Annotated in this window: 18 protein-coding genes; 5 read left to right on the forward strand and 13 right to left on the reverse strand. The window is 66.8% G+C overall.

Features of this window, described 5'->3' with window-relative positions; genetic code table 11:
- Nucleotides 1–14 precede the first annotated feature (14 nt).
- The 4 genes from VGV58_RS27500 to VGV58_RS27515 all read right to left on the reverse strand — a co-directional run bounded on the left by VGV58_RS27500 (nt 15) and on the right by VGV58_RS27515 (nt 4,113).
- Nucleotides 15–845, reverse strand: a complete 831-nt coding sequence (locus VGV58_RS27500; protein WP_091830929.1) for an ABC transporter permease — start codon at nt 843–845, stop codon at nt 15–17.
- 4 nt (nt 846–849) lie between these two features.
- Nucleotides 850–1,749, reverse strand: coding sequence for an ABC transporter permease (locus tag VGV58_RS27505; protein WP_326877250.1), 900 nt, complete (start codon nt 1,747–1,749; stop codon nt 850–852).
- Complete coding sequence (locus tag VGV58_RS27510; protein WP_326877251.1) at nt 1,746–2,819, reverse strand: ABC transporter ATP-binding protein; 1,074 nt, start codon at nt 2,817–2,819, stop codon at nt 1,746–1,748. The genes VGV58_RS27505 and VGV58_RS27510 overlap by 4 nt, the downstream gene beginning before the upstream one ends.
- Nucleotides 2,820–2,922: 103 nt before the next feature.
- Entirely contained in the window at nt 2,923–4,113 is a 1,191-nt protein-coding gene (locus VGV58_RS27515) for an extracellular solute-binding protein (RefSeq protein WP_326877252.1), read from the reverse strand.
- A gap of 163 nt (nt 4,114–4,276) precedes the next feature.
- Between VGV58_RS27515 and VGV58_RS27520 the strand changes: the two genes are divergently transcribed.
- From VGV58_RS27520 to VGV58_RS27530, 3 genes are read left to right on the forward strand one after another with little or no spacing between them, the layout of a single operon-like run.
- On the forward strand, nt 4,277–4,972 hold the full coding sequence (locus tag VGV58_RS27520) for a GntR family transcriptional regulator (RefSeq protein ID WP_326877253.1): 696 nt from the start codon (nt 4,277–4,279) through the stop codon (nt 4,970–4,972).
- 54 nt (nt 4,973–5,026) lie between these two features.
- Complete coding sequence (gene uxuA / locus VGV58_RS27525; RefSeq protein ID WP_326877254.1) at nt 5,027–6,223, forward strand: mannonate dehydratase; 1,197 nt, start codon at nt 5,027–5,029, stop codon at nt 6,221–6,223.
- Between the two features lie 19 nt (nt 6,224–6,242).
- Entirely contained in the window at nt 6,243–6,881 is a 639-nt protein-coding gene (locus tag VGV58_RS27530) for a VOC family protein (protein WP_326877255.1), read from the forward strand.
- A gap of 15 nt (nt 6,882–6,896) precedes the next feature.
- Here VGV58_RS27530 and VGV58_RS27535 read toward each other — a convergent pair whose 3' ends face one another.
- Nucleotides 6,897–8,144 carry an MFS transporter gene (locus tag VGV58_RS27535; protein ID WP_326877256.1) on the reverse strand — a complete coding sequence of 416 codons (1,248 nt, stop codon included), beginning with the start codon at nt 8,142–8,144 and terminating at the stop codon, nt 6,897–6,899.
- Between the two features lie 97 nt (nt 8,145–8,241).
- On the opposite strand from VGV58_RS27535, the gene VGV58_RS27540 reads away from it, so the two are divergent.
- Nucleotides 8,242–9,093, forward strand: a complete 852-nt coding sequence (locus VGV58_RS27540) for a LysR family transcriptional regulator (protein WP_326877257.1) — start codon at nt 8,242–8,244, stop codon at nt 9,091–9,093.
- A gap of 9 nt (nt 9,094–9,102) precedes the next feature.
- On the opposite strand, the gene VGV58_RS27545 is transcribed toward VGV58_RS27540, so the two are convergent.
- The 6 genes from VGV58_RS27545 to VGV58_RS27570 all read right to left on the reverse strand — a co-directional run bounded on the left by VGV58_RS27545 (nt 9,103) and on the right by VGV58_RS27570 (nt 13,226).
- The gene (locus VGV58_RS27545) at nt 9,103–9,495 is read right to left on the reverse strand and encodes a hypothetical protein (protein ID WP_326877258.1); all 393 of its coding nucleotides are present in this window, start codon (nt 9,493–9,495) and stop codon (nt 9,103–9,105) included.
- 60 nt (nt 9,496–9,555) lie between these two features.
- Nucleotides 9,556–10,698, reverse strand: a complete 1,143-nt coding sequence (locus tag VGV58_RS27550) for an alpha-D-ribose 1-methylphosphonate 5-triphosphate diphosphatase (RefSeq protein ID WP_326877259.1) — start codon at nt 10,696–10,698, stop codon at nt 9,556–9,558.
- A gap of 65 nt (nt 10,699–10,763) precedes the next feature.
- Nucleotides 10,764–11,312, reverse strand: coding sequence for a HupE/UreJ family protein (locus VGV58_RS27555; protein ID WP_326877260.1), 549 nt, complete (start codon nt 11,310–11,312; stop codon nt 10,764–10,766).
- Between the two features lie 290 nt (nt 11,313–11,602).
- The gene (locus VGV58_RS27560) at nt 11,603–12,040 is read right to left on the reverse strand and encodes a DUF3995 domain-containing protein (protein WP_326877261.1); all 438 of its coding nucleotides are present in this window, start codon (nt 12,038–12,040) and stop codon (nt 11,603–11,605) included.
- Nucleotides 12,041–12,177: 137 nt separating this feature from the next.
- A complete protein-coding gene (locus tag VGV58_RS27565; protein ID WP_326877262.1) occupies nt 12,178–12,894 on the reverse strand; it encodes an urease accessory protein UreE in 717 nt (238 codons plus the stop codon).
- A gap of 23 nt (nt 12,895–12,917) precedes the next feature.
- Nucleotides 12,918–13,226 (reverse strand): putative quinol monooxygenase, encoded by a 309-nt coding sequence (locus VGV58_RS27570; protein ID WP_326877263.1) that lies wholly within the window; start codon nt 13,224–13,226, stop codon nt 12,918–12,920.
- Between the two features lie 150 nt (nt 13,227–13,376).
- Here VGV58_RS27570 and VGV58_RS27575 point away from each other — a divergent pair, with 150 nt between their 5' ends.
- A complete protein-coding gene (locus VGV58_RS27575; protein ID WP_326877264.1) occupies nt 13,377–14,420 on the forward strand; it encodes an amino acid ABC transporter substrate-binding protein in 1,044 nt (347 codons plus the stop codon).
- A 71-nt stretch (nt 14,421–14,491) separates the two neighbouring features.
- Here the strand turns inward: VGV58_RS27575 and VGV58_RS27580 are convergent, their stop codons facing one another.
- Nucleotides 14,492–15,520 carry an ABC transporter substrate-binding protein gene (locus VGV58_RS27580; protein ID WP_326877265.1) on the reverse strand — a complete coding sequence of 343 codons (1,029 nt, stop codon included), beginning with the start codon at nt 15,518–15,520 and terminating at the stop codon, nt 14,492–14,494.
- Between the two features lie 103 nt (nt 15,521–15,623).
- Nucleotides 15,624–16,448 carry a DUF1003 domain-containing protein gene (locus VGV58_RS27585; RefSeq protein ID WP_326877266.1) on the reverse strand — a complete coding sequence of 275 codons (825 nt, stop codon included), beginning with the start codon at nt 16,446–16,448 and terminating at the stop codon, nt 15,624–15,626.
- Nucleotides 16,449–16,465: the final 17 nt, after the last annotated feature.

The raw sequence follows: 16,465 nt of genomic DNA on the forward strand, positions 1-16,465 counted from the left end.
GCCTGCTTGGTTCCCTACCGCTTCGCCCTTGCCACGATCTGCGTCGGGTTCACGAAGCGCAGTGCGATGATGAGCCAGACCAGCGTCGTCACCATGTAGATCACCGCCATGGCGTCGATCGACTGCACGGCGCGCACGCCTGCGGCGAAGACCGCATAGTAGAGCGCGACCACCAGTGTCTGGCTGGTTGGCCCTGCCGTGAGGAAGGTCAGCTCGAACATCGCGATCGTGCGGACCAGCACCAATAGCAGTGCAGCGAGGATGCCGGGCATCAGCAGCGGCAGCAGGACATGGATGAAGAGCTTGAAGGTGTTGGCGCCGAAGACGCGCGCCGCCGCCTCGATCTTGGTGTCGATCTGCTCGATGAACGGGATCATCACCAGGATGACGAAAGGCACCGTCGGCACGAGATTGGCGAGCACCACGCCCGACATCGAGCCGGCGAGCCCGGTGCGATAGAGCACCGTCGCCAGCGGGATGCCGAAGGTGATCGGCGGCACCAGAAGCGGCAACAGGAAGAGCAGCATCACCAGCTTCTTGCCGGGGAAATCGCGCCGCGCCAGCGCATAGGCGGCCGGCACGCCGATCAATCCCGACAGGAAGACGACGAGGAAGACGATCTGGAAGGTGACCGTCAGCACGTCGCCGAGCTGGAACTCGCTCCAGGCGGCGCCGTACCAGCGCGTCGTCCAGCCGTCAGGGAGCCAGGAGCGCAGCCAGCGCGTCGAGAACGAACTCGTCACCACCGCGGCGATCATGCCGAACAGGTTGACGATGAAGAAGCCGATCAGCGTCCAGTTGGCCGCAGCCCAGAGCTTGGTGGAAAGGCGGGTATCCTTGACCATCGGTTCAGCCCTTCCCGCCGCCGGCCGGGCCGCGATAGAGCATGCCCCGCAGGCCGAGCACCGCGACGACGATGGCAAGCTGGACCATGCCCATGATCATCGCGACCGCCGAGGCCATCGAGTAGTCGTATTCCTCGAAGGCGGCCTGGTAGGCCGCGATCGAGATCACGCGCGTCGGGCCTGCCGGCGCCCCCAGCAGCACCGCCGAGGGGAAGACAGAGAAGGCCTGCACGAAGCTGAGGCAGAAGGTGATGGCGAGGCCGGGCAGCAGCAGCGGGAAGAGGATATGCTTGAAGCGCTGCCAGGGCCCGGCGCCGAGCGTCGCGCCGGCCTGCTCCAGCGCCGGATCGACGCCGGTGAGGTAGGACAGGGTCAGAAGGAAGGTGAAGGGGAAGCCGGTGATGACCAGCGAGAGCATCACGCCCCAGTAGTTATGCAGCAGCTTCACCGGCGAGGAGATCAGGCCGATGGTCATCAGCGTCCGGTTGAACCAGCCTTGCGGGCCGAGATAGTTCAGCAGCCCCTGCGCAACCAGCACGGTCCCGAGCGTGATCGGGATCACCAGGATGGTGGTGAGCAGGCGCTGGTTCTTCATCAACCTGACGCGGAAGGCGATCGGGATCGCCAGCAGCAACGTGACGATCGTCACCGGCAGCGCCAGCCAGAGCGTGGTCGCGATCGTGTCGTAGAGGAACGAATCCGAGAAGAAGCGCTGATAGTTCGCCAGCGCCCCGCCCGCCTTCGGATTGAAGGACAGGAAGAGCCCGTAGAGGAACGGGTAGATGAACAACGCCAGCAGGAAGAAGACCGCCGGCAGGACGAGCAGCGTCAGCCCGTCGAGGCCGCGCGCGGCGAGGCGCTGCTTGAGCGGAATCTCGGCAGCGGTTGCGGACAGAGTGCTCATGCGCCCCCTCCGAAGACCAGGACGCGATCCGGCGCGGCCGCGAGGCGAATCTCGGTGCCGGGCGCGATGCGGCTATCGGCGAGGAAGGTCAGCGGCGTGTCATCCGCCATGCGGGCGAAGCCGACGAATTCGCGGCCGTGGAATTCGGTCGAGATGACCTTGGCCTTGAGGCCCGGCGCGCCATCGGCCACCGGGTGCAGGTCCTCAGGGCGGATCGAGATATGGGCGCCCTGCCCGGCCGTGACCGGCGAACGCACTCGCCCGGCGACGCCGACCTCACCGACGGTGACCGTCGCCTGATCGCCGGTGGCGGAGGCGACGCGGCCGGCGACCTTGTTGCGGAAGCCCATGAACTCGGCGACATCGAGATGGTCCGGCCGCGAGAACAGGTCCTCGGGACCACCGACCTGGCGGATCTCGCCATCGCGCATCACCACGATCCTGTCGGCGAGCGAGAGCGCCTCCTCCTGATCGTGGGTGACGTAGATGGTGGTGGCGCCGAGCGTGTTGTGGATGCGCCTGATCTCGGCGCGCATCTCGAGGCGCAGCTTGGCGTCGAGATTGGAGAGCGGCTCGTCCATCAGCACCAAAGGCGGCTGCACCGCGATGGCACGGGCGATGGCGACGCGCTGCTGCTGGCCGCCGGAGAGCTGGCCGGGGAGCTTGTCCTCCTGGCCCTGCAACCTGACCAGCGCCACTGCCTCGGCGACGCGCTGCTCGCTCTCGGCCCTGGGCATGCCGCGCATCTTCAGGCCGAAGCCGACATTCTTGCGCACGCTCATATGCGGGAAGAGCGCATAGCTCTGGAAGACCATGCCGAAGCCGCGCTCCTCGGGGCGGAGCGGATCGATGCGCTTCTCGTCCAGCCAGATGCCGCCGCCCGTCGCCGGCAGGAGGCCGGCGATCAGGTTGAGCGTCGTCGACTTGCCGCAACCTGACGGGCCAAGCAATGCGATGAACTCGCCCTGCCTGATCGTCAGCGTGACATCCTTGACAGCGTTATGCGTCCCGAAGTCGCGGCAAAGCCGGTCGAGCCTGAGTTCGCGGAAATTCGCGGCATGTATCGACATGAAGGACCATCGGGTTCGAACGGATGGGTTGGTCAGCTGCCGACAGGCGACAGCGAGACGGCAGGCCGGTCAAGGACCGGCCTGCCTGGCGATTTGCAGCAGGCTACTTGCGCTTGGCGCCGCCGACCTGCTCGTCCCAGATGCGGAAGGCGACGACCATCCTGTCGGGGTTGAGCGGGGTTTCCATGGGATTGTCGGCGATCAGCTTCTCGTACTCGGGCCGGCCGAACTCGGCGATGGCCTTCTGGCTCGATTCCGGCGCCATCGAGAGCGGCACGTCCTTCACCGCCGGGCCCGGATAGAAATAGCCCTCGTCATAGGTATAGGCCTGCTGCGCCGGCGTCAGCATGTGGCGGATCAGATCGAGCAGCACGTTGAGCTTCTCGTCGGAGACACCCTTCGGGATCATCATGTACTGGGCGTCGGTGACCCAGTGGAAGCCCTTCAAGGTCTGGATCTTCGCTTCCTTCGGCACGATGCCGAGCGCGCGCGGATTGATGTCCCAGCCGGTGGTCGAGACGATGATGTCGCGCGAGCCGTCGCCGAGCTCCTTCATCGTCTGGCCGGTGCCGCCCGGATAGTACTCGATGTTCTCGCCGAGGGCCTTGAGATAGGCCCAGGTCTTGTCCCAGCCCTTCTCCGGATCCTTCGGATCCTTGTCACCGAGGAGATAGGGCAGGCCCATGATCCAGGTGCGGCCGGGGCCGGAGTTGGCCGGGCGGCCATAGAAGAAGCGGTTCTTGTTCTGCTTGGTCCAGGCCAGCAGCTCCTCGGCCGTGGTCGGCACCTGCTTGACGCGGTCCGGCATGTATTCGAGCAGCGGACCGGAGGGGTAATAGACCATCGCCATGGCCTGGCCCTGCCCGAGATTATGCATGGCGAGCGCCGGCTTGAGGTAGATGTCCTCCGGCTTCGGCAATTCGGCCTGCAGACGCGGCAGCAGATCGACCCAGAGCTTCTGGTCGATGCCGGCCGAGAGCACGTCGAGGCCGCCGATGACCATGTCGATATCGAGCCGGCCGGCGTTCTGCTGAGCCTTGATCTTGGCCGGCAGCTCGGGCGCCGGCGCCTTGGTGAAGACCATCCGCGAGACGGCCTTGGGATTTGCCTTGGGGTAGTTCTCCAGCGGCGTCTGGACCAGCGCGAGCGCCCCGCCGACGTCGATGACGCTGATCGTCAGCGGAGACGCAGGCAGCTTGAGCGCCTGGGCGAAGGCTCCGGGCGCGGCCGCGATACCGGCCATGCCAGCGACGCCGCCGAGGAATGTACGGCGATGGATCGTATCCTGGACCATGATCTCCCCTCCCGGCGGCCTTGCCGCCTGCTGTTTCCCCAGCCCATGAAAAGCGGGCCCTTGCGGCACTTTTAGCACCGGCTTCTACTGAAATCGCGGCTTTCGGAGTTGACGCCTCCGTTCGAGCCGGTATCCTAGTATACTAGTGAACAAGAGCTTGGCAATGGGCATCGCCGCGGCGAGACAGAGCACCGACCAGATCTACCGGGCGTTGCGCGGCGATGTGCTGAACGCGGTCCTGCGCCCCGGCGAGGCGATCTCGGAAGCGCGCATGGCGCTGCAGTTCGGCGTCAGCCGCACGCCGGTGCGTGAATCGTTCAAGCGGCTGGTCGAGGACGGCTTTCTCGTCGTCGTGCCGCAGGTCGGCACCTTCGTCGCGCCGATCGACCTTGCCGCGGTCTATGACAGCCAGTTCGTGCGCGAGACGCTGGAATGCCGCACGGTCGCGCTGGCGGCCAAGAACATCGACGAGGCCGGACGGTCTGCCCTCTCCACTCTGATCGCACAGCAGGAGCAGGCGCTCGCCGATGGTGACCGGGTCGCCTTCTTCCGCGGCGACGAGGAGTTCCATGCCGAGCTGGCGCGGCTCTCCGGCCACCCTTCGGTCTGGGGACTGATCGAGAGCGTCAAGGCCCAGCTCGACCGCGTGCGCTGCCTGTCGCTCGACACCGGCGGCTGGTCGGAGATGATCCTGGGCGAGCACCGCGAGATCGCAGAGGCCGTCAGTGCCGGCGACGAGACCCGGGCCGAGCGCACCATGCGGGCGCATCTGCGCACCGTCTTCGACGCGATCGAGACGATCGCGCGCGACCATGTCGACGCCTTCGCCGCCAGCGGCGGGCTCAGCAAACCCACCTGACGACGGCCACGCAGCAGGCCGCCTCCTAAAAGACCCGGACGAGGAAACGCGACGATGGAACAGACCTGGCGCTGGTTCGGCCCGGATGATGTGGTGACTCTCGCCCAGGCCCGGCAGGCGGGTGCCCGCGGCATCGTCAACGCACTCCACCAGATTCCCTATGGCGTGGTCTGGAGCGTCGAGGAGATCGAGAAACGCAAGGCCATCATCGAGGCCGACAAGAGCCTCGGGCTGCGCTGGTCGGTGGTCGAGAGCCTGCCCATCCACGAGGACGTCAAGATCGGCGAAGGCGACCTGGAGACGATCTTCGCCAACTATCGCCAGTCGCTGCGCAACCTTGCTGCCTGCGGCATCGAGGTGGTCTGCTACAACTTCATGCCCGTGCTGGACTGGACCCGCACCGACCTCGCCCAGCCCCTCCCCGGCGGCGGCACGGCGCTGCGCTTCAACCTGCACGAATACGTCGTCGTCGATCATTTCATGCTGCAGCGGCCAGGCGCCGACGAAGGCCATCCCGCCGAGGTGCTGGACAGGGCCAAGGCCTGGTTCGAGCGCTCCTCGGAGGCCGACCGGACCAAGCTGATGGCCAACATCATGGCGGGCCTGCCCGGCGCCTATGACCGCTACGACGTGCCGGGGCTGAAGCGCATCCTCGCGCGCTATGCCGATATGAGCCATGACGGGTTGCGCGCCAACCTGAAACGCTTCCTCGAGGCGGTGATCCCGACCGCCGAAGAGGTCGGGATCCGCATGTGCATCCATCCGGACGATCCGCCGCGGTCCCTCTTCGGCCTGCCGCGCATCTGCTCGACCGAGGACGACATCGCCTTCATCCTCGGCGCGGTCGACTCACCCTCGAACGGCCTCACCCTGTGCTCCGGCTCGCTCGGCGCCAACCCGAAGAACGACGTGCCGGCCATCGCCCGCCGCTTCGCCGACCGGATCTGGTTCGCGCATCTGCGCAACGTCGCCAAGGATCCGGACGGCTCCTTCATGGAGGCAGAGCATCTCGGCGGCGACACCGACATGGTCGGGCTGGTCGACGCGCTGATGGCCGAGCAGACCCGGCGCAAGGCCGCCGGCTGGGCGCACTGGCGCATCCCGATGCGCCCCGACCATGGCCACGAACTGCTCGACGACGCCAAGAAGGGCTCGTTCCCGGGCTATCCGGCGGTCGGCCGGCTGCGCGGCCTGGCGGAATTGCGCGGGGTGATGACGGCGCTGTCGAGCGTGAAGGGGTATGCCAGCTGAGGGAGCCACCGGACCGACGATGCTCGCGCTCGATCATCTGACGGTCATCGCGCCCACGCTGGCCGAGGGTGTCGCGCATGTGCGGGCCTGCCTCGACCTCGACGTGCCTTTCGGCCAACGGCACGCTTATATGGGCACGCACAACCACCTGCTTCAGCTCGGTGGCGCGACCTATCTGGAGATCGTCGCCCTCGACCCGCAGGGTGACGGACCGCCCTGCCCGCGCTGGTTCGGACTGGACGATCAGAGGCAGGTCCGGGCGGATTGGGATGACGGTCGGCGTCTGCGCGGCTGGGTGGCGAGGACCGACGCGATCGACGCGGTCATTGCCGGGCACGGACATGTCTTCGGCAGGAAGGTTGCCCTGCCCTGGGCCGGGCCGCTGTTTGACTTCGCCATCCCTGAGGACGGCTCGCTTCCACTGGGCGGGGCCGCTCCATCGCTCATCGACCGACGCGGCAAGCCGCGTTCGATGGCGACGATGGCCGATCTCGGCGCCCGGCTTGCGTCATTCTCCCTGGAGCACCCCGACGCGGCTGCGATCGCCAGGCTTCACCGGGAACTCGGCATCGATCGTGCTCCGGTGATCACCCAGGGCAGCGAGCTGCGCTATCGCGCGCAGATCGAGACGCCAGCCGGCCTGAAGGAGCTGTCCTGACGCGGTGATGCCCGTTCAGGTTCCGGCTGGCTGGGGCCGGCTCCTCAGCAGCGGCAGCGCCGTGACGACGACCGGGATGATCAGGAGCGCCCAGGCGCAGGCATAGCCGAACCGGTCGGCGACCACTCCGAAGAGCCAGGGACCGAGCGCCATGACGATCAGGCACAGCGTCGAGGCGAAACTCACGGTCGAGGCGATCGAACTACGCGGCGCCATCTCGGCGATATCGAGCAGGTAGAGCGGGAACCAGCCGATTCCGAAGATGCCAAAGAGCACGAGCACGGCCGCCGCCAATGGCGCTGGCACGCCAGCCGGCAGCGCGGCGAGCGCCGCGGCGGCAGCGGCCCCGAGCAGCGCAGTCACGGAGAAGGACTGGGAGCGCCGCCCAGGCCTCAGCCTGTCGCTGAGCCAGGGCAGCAGCACGCGGCCGGGAATGCCGGCCAATTGCGTCAGCGCGAACAGGCTGGCCGCACCGAGCATGCCGAGCGCGAGCGCGTCGGCCATGTAGCCGATCGCATGGGCAGTGAAGGTGAACTGGAAGGCGGACATGGCGATGCCGAGACGCAGCACCGGCCAGAACCGTGGATTTTCGCCGACGACCCGGATCAGCTCGCGCAAGGCCAGCGGCGCCTCGCGCTTTGCCTGCACCGCCCCGCCTTCCTTGTAGAAGAGCAAAAACAGCAGCGCCCCCAGCAGCGACACCGCCGCGCTCGACCAGGCGGCTGCAGGCAGGCCGAAGCGTACGGCGAGCAGTGGCAGCAGCGCGGCTGCGATCATCGTACCCAAGGGCACCGCCGCCTGGCGGAAGCCGGTCGCGAGGCCACGATGCTGCGGCGGAAACCAGCGCATGATCGCCCGCGTCCCGCCCGGCTGCACCGCCGCGTAGGTGCCGCCCAAAACGCTCATGCAGATCAGGAGCCCGATCAATTCGCGGGCGAAGGCCGCCGCGACCATCGCGAGCGCCATGCCGGCCATGGCGATGCCGACCACGGCCCGCTCACCATGGCGATCGATCGCGCGGCCGAGCGAAACCATCGTCAGGATCTGGGTGCCGTTCATGGCGGTGACCGCGAGTGCGGCAGAAGCGAGCGATACGCCGAACGCATCCCGCCAGAACGGCACAAGGATGTAGACGCCCTGCGAGACGAACGACCCCGCCGTCTGCGTGGCGACCGCCACGGTCAGCACAGTCCAGATGTAGGGATCGGTCCCGGCGCGGCTCGCGGCCGCCTCGGGAGTGAGGCTCGGGCTGGTCTTCGACATGGGCAACAGGGCTTTCGCAGGACGCTGCCGCCACAGAACACTCTCTAACGAGCGAACGAAACTGTCGCTATTTCTGTTTCAATGATATTATCCTGTTATGGATATACGCCCTACGCTCGACCCGGATGCCGTCGAGACCTTCGTCCTTGTGGCGGAGCATCGCTCCTTCACCCGCGCCGCCGGCATTCTCAACACCACTCAGGCGGCCGCCTCGCTGCGGCTGCGCCGGCTGGAAGAGCGGCTGGGCCAGCGCCTGCTCGAACGGACGCCGAGGCGGGTCACCCTCACCTCCGCCGGCGAGCGCTTCCTCGGCCCGGCGCGCGAATTCCTGGCGGCGCATCGCCGGGCGACCGACGCCCTCTCCGGCGACAGCATTCGCCTCTCGGTCGGCATCACGCATCATCTCGTCGGTCCGGACCTCGCCCGCATGCTTCAGGCCGCGAGCAAGCGCGATGGCGGAGTCACCTTGAACCTGCGGATCGGCGCGACCCGGACGCTGCTCCAGCGCTACGACGCCGGCGAGCTCGATGCGGTCGTCGCCCTGCGCTATGATGAGAGCCGCCGCGATGGAGAAGTGCTGACGGATGCACAGTTCGGCTGGTTCTGCGCGCCGGATCTCCCGATCTCCCGGGGCCAGCCACTGCCCCTGGCGGCCCAACCGGAGCCCTGCAAGCTGCGCCTGATGGCGGTCATGGCACTGGAAGCGGCCGGTATTTCCTGGCGCGAGGCTTTCACCGGCGAAGGCGCCGCGGCGGTCGGCGCTGCCGCGATGGCGGGCCTCGGCGTTGCCCTGCTCGCCCGACAGGCCGTGCCCACGGGCCTCAGCGAGATCGGCGCACGCCTATCGCTCCCAACCGTGCCGACCCGGCCGATCATCCTGCATTCCAGCGTCAGCCAGAGCCGGGCAGCAGCGACGCTCAGCGCGATCGCGGCAGCGTTTCGCTCGTGAAGTCGCCGACTATCTCAGCACATAGCCCGCCTCGGTCAGCGGCGCATATTCGTAGCGGCAGTTCCACTCGTAGAGGCCGCCCTCCCCGATGCTCAACCGGTTCATGAGCAAAGCCTCCCGCAGCGCCGCACCGCCAGGACGGCTGACGCGGATGACGTGAAACCAGAGGCGGTGATAGTTGACCTCGACCAGCTCACGGATGAAGCGGTTGTGGGAGCTGCGCCCAAGGTCGCGCCCGTAGGTTCGGATGCGCTGGTACAGCGTCACCGGTGCCTTGCCGATGTATTTCGGGTAGAAGGTCTCGCGCTGGATGTAGCCGATCTCGTAGACGCCGGGGACTTGCAGGTAGGTTTCGTACTCCTTGTAGTCCGAGAGCTTCATCGCGTCCGACCAGCGCGCCATAATCCCCTCCCAGTCCCTGCGGGCTTAAATCCTAGGTTGCAGCACGCCGATCGGCAATCGTCAGGCCAGTATCCGCTGATCCGCCAGATGCACCAGCCGTCCGCCGGCAACCGTCGCGACCACGCGCGGCTGCGGCTCCGGCGCGACGAGGATGAGGTCAGCGCGCTTGCCGGAGGCGATGACGCCGCGATCGGCCAGGCCGAGCGCCTGTGCCGGCCGCTCCGAAACCAGCCGCCATGCCGTGGCGAAATCGGCTGCGCCCTTGCGCGCCAGGATGAACGGCGCCAGCGGCAGGGCCGGATAATAGTAGTCGGAGGCCAGGATCGTGCAGAGGCCCTCGCGCACCATCGCCTCGGCCGCCGGGCAATCGAGATGCGAGCCGCCGCGCACGACGTTCGGCGCGCCGAAGACGATCGCTTCGCCATGGGCTGCGGCCTCGCGGGTCGTCGCTTCGTTGATCGGAAACTCGGCGACGGTCACACCGAGGCCGCGATACCAGCGCCGCATCTCCGGGCTCATGTCGTCATGCGACATCGTCGGGATGCCGGCAGCGCGCGCCGCCACCGCGAGCCGCTCGATCGAGGCCGGAACCTCTTCCCTGCGCGCCCAGACGTTCCCGGCGAGCGCCATGAAATCCTCATGCGTCAGCCCCGTGCGCTCGACCGTCTTGGCGAGCTTGTCCGGCCGCGCGGTCGATTTCAGGATGCCGCCGGTATGGTCGTTGAAGGCGAGCACGCCGACGCGGCCGCCAGCCAGCCAGTCGATGATCTCGGCCTCGGCATCGAGGTTGAAGGTCTCGTGGCGGAGATGAAAGCGCGTGTCGGCACCGAGCTCGGGCTTCAGCGCCGCGATCCGCTCGATAAGCCGACGCGCGTTGTCGGCGCCGCGCAGCCCCGGCTCCCAGGACCAGGTGACGCCATGGAAGGCGGTGGTGATGCCGCTCGCCAGCATGGTGCGGTCGGCGTCGCGCAGCGCCAGGTCGATATCGAAGGCGACGCCCGGCCGCGGCATGATGTGCCGCTCGAAGGCGTCGCCATGACAATCGACGATGCCAGGCAGAACGTAGAGGCCGGTCGCGTCGAGGCGGAGTGCATCGGCAGGAGCGGCATCGTCGAGACCCGCAATGGTCTCGCCGTTCGTAGACAGGTCGGCGCGGACGAGCGTGTCGGCCAGCACCTCGCCGCCGGTGATATGCAGACTCATGCCCCGCCTCCGTCGCTGAAAGGACGGCGCGCTTGGCGGTTCCTTATGACAGGGCGATGACGGCCTCAGCCGGCGAGGAGCGCGACGCCTGCGAGCACGAGCCCGCCGCCGGCGATGCGGGCGATCAGCGGCGCGCGGGTGGCGATCACGCCGGCCAGCATGATGCCGGCGAGATGGAGCGCCGCCGTCGCGAGCATGAAGCCAATGGCATAGGCGAGACCGCTGGCGTTCTCGGGCAATTCGGCGCCATGGGCGAAACCGTGGAAGATGGCGAGGATGCCGCAGGCGAGCGTGCCTGCCGCGAGTGGCGGCGACGCCTTCAGAGCGACCGCCGCGCCGAGGATGACAACCGAGAAGGCGATGCCGATCTCGACGCCGGGCAAGGTGCCGCCGGACATGCCCCAGGCGCCGGCCAGTGCCATAGCGGCGACAAAGGCGATGGGATAGGCAATGCGCGCCCTTCCGCCGACCAACCCGGCCCAGAGGCCGACCGCGACCATGGCCAGGACATGGTCGAGCCCGGTCAGCGGATGCAGCAGGCCATGCATCAAACCATCGACCGGCCCGGCGCCGGTATGGGCGAAGACCGGGGTCGAGGCGAGAGCCAGCAACATGGCAAGAAATCCCGTCGCGCGCATGATCATCGTCGAAGCCACCCTCAGCTCAGAACCGGTGCCTTCGGACCACCGGCGGTCTCGGTGAAATCAAAGACCATTGCAACGACTTTCCCACCCACCCGCTGCTGAAGGCATCGTGGCGCTTGCCGCACATGGTCCCCGAATTCCCGGCCCCTTCAAGCAAGATCCGCGCCGATATGGGGCGACATCGGTCCTGTCGACGACAGACGGGTCGGCGCCGGCCTGCGCTGCCCACAGCATCGCAGTGCGAAGGGGACGCTCACCGCTCAGGATCCTTGCAGGAGCAGAATCGCATAGCCCGCGGCGATCAGCAGGCAGAGAGGCGAATAATAGCGGCGATCATTGCTGGCGAAAGGCTCGCGCGGGTGCAGCCGCTGCCAGGCCGGGAGATAGCCGGCGACGCCGCGAAACAAGAACACCGCCATGATCGCGAAACCACCGAACAGGATGAGCGGGCGCATGGCCGCCGCGCCCGATACCTGGATCAGAAGCAGCGGCCAGGCCGCCGTCACGGCAATCGCCAGGGCAACCAGCAAGCACAGACCGGGTGACGGCATGCGCCGCGCCCGTGCACTGCCGATCACGGTCGCGATCAGCTCCTGCTCGCTGGCAGCGGGCCAGAGCCCGCCCCGCCCCCAATAAGCGTGCAGGCCGGCGATGACGGCAAGGAGCAGCGTCAAGACGACGGCGATGACGGCGGTCATGAGCAGAGCGGCCGCGAATATCTCATCCCGTGCGGGGCCGGCATCAGGCGGGCGATTACCTCCCGGCGGCTGGCGGCGCCGACAGGAACCGTCGGCGTGAGCCAGATCGTCAGGGGCAAGCGCGCGTCCCGCATCGCTCAGTGGTCGTGCTTGTGGCCCTTGTGGCCATGCTCGTGGCCATGATGGCCATGGTCGTGCTTGTGGCCGTGGTCGTCATGGTGATGGTGGTGATCATGGCCGCAGCCGCAGGACGCGCCGTGCTCGTGCGTATGATGGTGCTCGTGGCCATGGTCGTGCTTGTGACCGGCATGGGAATGGCCATGATCGGGGTCATGGCCGTGATCGTGGTCATGGCCGTGATCATGACCATGGTGATGATGGCCGTGATGGCCATGGTCGTGGCCGCAGGCATCGCCATGCTCGTGATGGTGGACTTCGGGCTCGGGCTGGAACGGCCGCTCGACCTCGCTCATCGCGCAGCCCTGGCCGCGAACCAGCTCGGCCAGCGCAGCATTGTGCTCGACATAGATCGCATCGGCCGTGACCTCCGCCGCGACGTGATGCCCGCCGAGATGCCAGGCGAGGCGCGTCAGCCGCAGCGGGTTCTCGGCGGTGATCGCCATCAGCTTCTGCGCCGCTGCCCGGATCAACACCAGCCCGCCGTCTTCGAGCTTGACCGCATCGCCGTCGTTCAGCGCAGTCGGCTTGTCTAGGTCGAGCAGAATCTCCTGTCCGCGATCGCCCTTGAGCGCGGCATGGCGAGTGTTGCGGCCATGATGGTCGAGGGTGAGGGTCTCAACGACCCTGTCCTGCTTGACCGCGGCCTTGCGGACGACGGAGATGGCGCGCTGCATGGAAAAACCTGTGGCGTGATGGATCAGAGGCGATCGACCGATCGCGGTTCAACCACTTCGATCACCGGAGCAGCGCTGACGCAAGTCCCGGCGATGGCGAGGAAGGCCTGGAGATGGGCCTGCTGCATGTGCCGGTCGACATCGGAGCGCTTCTCCCAGCTCTCGACGCTGAGAAAAAAGCCGGGATCCGTGAGGCTTTCGCAGATGTCATAGCCGAGGCAACCCTGCTCGCGACGCGTTGCCGCAATGCAGTCGCGCGCGGCCACGAGGAAACGGTCGCGCTCGGCCGGAAGAACCCTGGCGCGGGCGATGACGAGGACGGGGTCGGACATGCTGGACGGAGCTCCGCAGTTGCGAACGCGCGGAATACGCCGGAGAGCAACGCCCGGATGCAGCCACCAAAACGATTAGCCGCATAAATATCACTGGCCCGTCCGCCTGCGAGCCTGTTAGATCGCCCGACCAATAATCAGGGGATCATCATGCTCAGATTTTCAGCACGCCGTGCCCGCGATATCGGCAGTGCATTGGCAGGCCTATGCCTTGCGGTGCTCATTCCGGCGGCGGCTCAGGCCCAGACGACACTGGAGCGGATCAAGCAGCGCGGCCATCTGATCTGCGGCACCAGCCAGGGCGTCGCCGGCTTCTCGCTGCCGGATGCGCAGGGACAATGGCGCGGCTTCGACACCGATCTCTGCCGGGCGCTGGCGGCGGCAATCTTCAGCGACCAGGAGAAGGCGAAATACATCTCGCTCGCCTCGAAGGACCGGCTGACGGTGCTGCAGAGCGGCGAGATCGACGTGCTCTCGCGCACCACGACCTGGACGCTCGGCCGCGACGCCGGCTTCGGCCTCAACTTCACCGCGATCAACTATTTCGACGGCCAGGGCTTTCTGGTGCGCAAGAGCACCGGCGTGAAGGACCTCAAGGCGCTGAACGGCGCCTCGATCTGCGTCGCGCAGGGCACCACGACCGAGCTTAATCTCGCCGACTATTTCCGCAACAACGGCATGAAGTACGAGGTCATCGCCTATGCCGGCCTCGACGAGACGATCCAGGCCTATGAGGCCGGGCGCTGCGACGCCTATACCACCGACCTGTCCCAGCTCGCGGCGAACCGGATGAAGCTAAAGGCCCCGGCCGAGCACGACCTGCTGCCCGAGATGATCTCGAAGGAGCCGCTCGGCCCCTGGGTCCGCCAGGGCGACGACGCCTGGTTCGATATCGTGCGCTGGACCGTCTACGCCATGCTGAACGCCGAGGAGTTCGGCATCACCCAGGCCAATGTCGACGAAATGGTGAAATCGGCCAATCCCGAGATCAAGCGGCTGCTCGGAGCTGAGGGCAAGTTCGGCGAGAGCCTCGGCCTCACCAACGACTGGGTGGTGCGCATCGTCAAGGCGGTCGGCAATTACGGCGAGAGCTTCGACCGGCATCTCGGCGCCAAGTCGCCGCTCAACCTGCCGCGCGGGATGAACAGGCTGTGGACGCAGGGCGGCCTGCAATACGCCCCGCCGGTGCGGTAATCTCCTGCGACTGGCAACAGCGGCGGTTTAGTAGCACTGGCTCAGGCCGGTGCTACTAACCGCAACCGTCCTCAGCGCGGCAGCGCCTTCACCTCGTCGTCGAACTTCTTGAGCAGGCGCGAGCGCTCGGCCGGGCTGCCCCAGCGCGGGGTGTCGTAGTCGATCAGCTTGATTTCCTCGAACTTCGGCGCGTCGGGCGAGAGCTTCGCGTTCTTGTTCGACGGAATCGAGTTGATCTTGAGCCTGGCGTTGATGTCCTGCGCCTCCGGCGACAGCGTGAAATCGACGAACTTGCGCGCGGCTTCGGGGTTCTTGCCGCCCTTGATCACCGAGACCGAGCCGGTCTCGTAGCCGGTGCCTTCGCATGGGGCGACGATGCCGATCGGCGCGCCCTGGAGCTTCTGCGTCAGCATGTCGTGCATGAAGGCGATGCCGACCGCCGTCTCGCCAAGTGCCGTCGCCTTGACCGGGGCGATGCCCGACTTTGTGTACTGGCTGATGTTCTTGTGCAGGCTCTTCAGGAACTCGAAGCCCTTGTCTTCGCCGAGGCGCTGGACGGTGGTGGCGAGGAAGACATAGGCCGTGCCCGACGAGCTGGGATCGGCGACCTGGACCTCGTCCTTGAACTTGGGATCGAGCAGGTCGGCCCAGCATTTCGGCTCGGCCAGCTTCTTGCTCTTCAGCGTCTCAAGATTGTAGCCGATCCCGAGCGCCCCGAGATAGATGCCGGACGTCCGGAACTTCGACTGCTCGGCATGGCGCCTCGCCCAGTCGTGCAGCTCCGCCAGCTTCGGCGATTTGTACTCGTCAAGCAGGCCTTCATCGGCGGCCTGCAGATGCGGCTCGCCCGGCCCGCCCCACCAGACGTCACCGCGCGGATTGGTCGCCTCGGCCTTGACCTGGGCATAGACCTCACCGGTCGACTTGCGCACCATCTGGACCTTGATGCCGGTCGCTTTCTCGAAGATCGAGGCGCCCTCGCGGCATTGCTCCTCGAGGATCGAGCAATAGACGGTGACCTGCCCCTGGGCGGCGGCAGGCGTGGCAAGGGCGACGAAAGCCGTGCCGGCGAGCAGAGCAAGGTGAGACAGACGGAACAAGGCAACCTCCCGGGAACGGCCAATTTTGTTAGCCGACACCAGAAAGAGCGCGCCTCGACCTGTCAACCGCCCTGCCCGCCTGTGATCGGATTCGACGCTGACTTCAGGCGGCAGAGCCCGACTCCGGCAGCTCCGCCGGAACCGCGACCACCTTCTTCTTGGCCGCTGGTTTCTTGCGCCGCTTCGGCTTCCGGCGCGGCAATTGCGCCTCCTGCAGCATTTCGAGCTGGACCTGCTGGATCTCGGCGAGACGCTGCCATTGCCGCGTGATCAGATGGTCGATCTTCTCGTGCAGGTGCCTGACCTCGAGCTCGGCCTTGAGGTTGACCTGGTAGTCGTTGAAGGAGCGCAGCCGGTCCTTCGCCTCCTGCCGCTTCTGGCTCATCATGATGATCGGCGCCTGGATCGCGGCGATGCAGGACAGCACGAGGTTGAGCAGGATGAACGGGTAAGGGTCGAAAGCGCCCGTCCCGGCGACGACATTGACCACCATCCAGACCGCCAGCACGACGCCGAAGCTGATCAGGAAGGCCCATGAGCCGCCGAAGCTGGCGAGCCCGTCCGAAAGGCGCTCGCCGAGGGTGCGATGCTCCTCGAAATCGTCTTCGATATTCTCCGCGATCGTGTCCTGCCGGGCGATGCTCTCGGCGACCTCGCGATCGAGATCGGTGTACTCGCCATGCTCCTCGCGCAGGATCTCCTCGACATAGCGGGTACGATAGCGTGCCAGCTCCTTGAGGCTGATCAGACTGTTATCGTCGAGATCGGGGAAGTCGCGCCGGATATGCTCGACCAGCGAGGGCCGCAGCGTCCCGAGCGCGATCAGGTTCTTGCGGCTGAGCTCGACGCCGCTGATGGCGCAGACGCCGCGCTTGAGCTTGCCGGCTTCGAGCGTCGGGAGAGACGGGAACACAACGTCGTCTTGCATCGCGGCCTGGCCTGGGA

Source organism: Allobosea sp., from assembly GCF_035944895.1.
GTDB lineage: Bacteria > Pseudomonadota > Alphaproteobacteria > Rhizobiales > Beijerinckiaceae > Allobosea.

Bases quoted from the DNA above. Each gene is read 5' to 3' on its own strand.
- VGV58_RS27520 (WP_326877253.1), top strand. From the start codon at position 4,277: ATGGGCATCGCCGCGGCGAGACAGAGCACCGACCAGATCTACCGGGCG.
- VGV58_RS27585 (WP_326877266.1), bottom strand. From the start codon at position 16,448: ATGCAAGACGACGTTGTGTTCCCGTCTCTCCCGACGCTCGAAGCCGGC.
- VGV58_RS27570 (WP_326877263.1), bottom strand. From the start codon at position 13,226: ATGTCCGACCCCGTCCTCGTCATCGCCCGCGCCAGGGTTCTTCCGGCC.
- VGV58_RS27540 (WP_326877257.1), top strand. From the start codon at position 8,242: ATGGATATACGCCCTACGCTCGACCCGGATGCCGTCGAGACCTTCGTC.
- VGV58_RS27510 (WP_326877251.1), bottom strand. From the start codon at position 2,819: ATGTCGATACATGCCGCGAATTTCCGCGAACTCAGGCTCGACCGGCTT.
- VGV58_RS27550 (WP_326877259.1), bottom strand. From the start codon at position 10,698: ATGAGTCTGCATATCACCGGCGGCGAGGTGCTGGCCGACACGCTCGTC.
- VGV58_RS27505 (WP_326877250.1), bottom strand. From the start codon at position 1,749: ATGAGCACTCTGTCCGCAACCGCTGCCGAGATTCCGCTCAAGCAGCGC.
- VGV58_RS27535 (WP_326877256.1), bottom strand. From the start codon at position 8,144: ATGTCGAAGACCAGCCCGAGCCTCACTCCCGAGGCGGCCGCGAGCCGC.
- VGV58_RS27530 (WP_326877255.1), top strand. From the start codon at position 6,243: ATGCTCGCGCTCGATCATCTGACGGTCATCGCGCCCACGCTGGCCGAG.
- VGV58_RS27500 (WP_091830929.1), bottom strand. From the start codon at position 845: ATGGTCAAGGATACCCGCCTTTCCACCAAGCTCTGGGCTGCGGCCAAC.
- VGV58_RS27545 (WP_326877258.1), bottom strand. From the start codon at position 9,495: ATGGCGCGCTGGTCGGACGCGATGAAGCTCTCGGACTACAAGGAGTAC.
- VGV58_RS27560 (WP_326877261.1), bottom strand. From the start codon at position 12,040: ATGACCGCCGTCATCGCCGTCGTCTTGACGCTGCTCCTTGCCGTCATC.
- VGV58_RS27555 (WP_326877260.1), bottom strand. From the start codon at position 11,312: ATGTTGCTGGCTCTCGCCTCGACCCCGGTCTTCGCCCATACCGGCGCC.
- VGV58_RS27575 (WP_326877264.1), top strand. From the start codon at position 13,377: ATGCTCAGATTTTCAGCACGCCGTGCCCGCGATATCGGCAGTGCATTG.
- VGV58_RS27565 (WP_326877262.1), bottom strand. From the start codon at position 12,894: ATGCAGCGCGCCATCTCCGTCGTCCGCAAGGCCGCGGTCAAGCAGGAC.
- uxuA (WP_326877254.1), top strand. From the start codon at position 5,027: ATGGAACAGACCTGGCGCTGGTTCGGCCCGGATGATGTGGTGACTCTC.
- VGV58_RS27515 (WP_326877252.1), bottom strand. From the start codon at position 4,113: ATGGTCCAGGATACGATCCATCGCCGTACATTCCTCGGCGGCGTCGCT.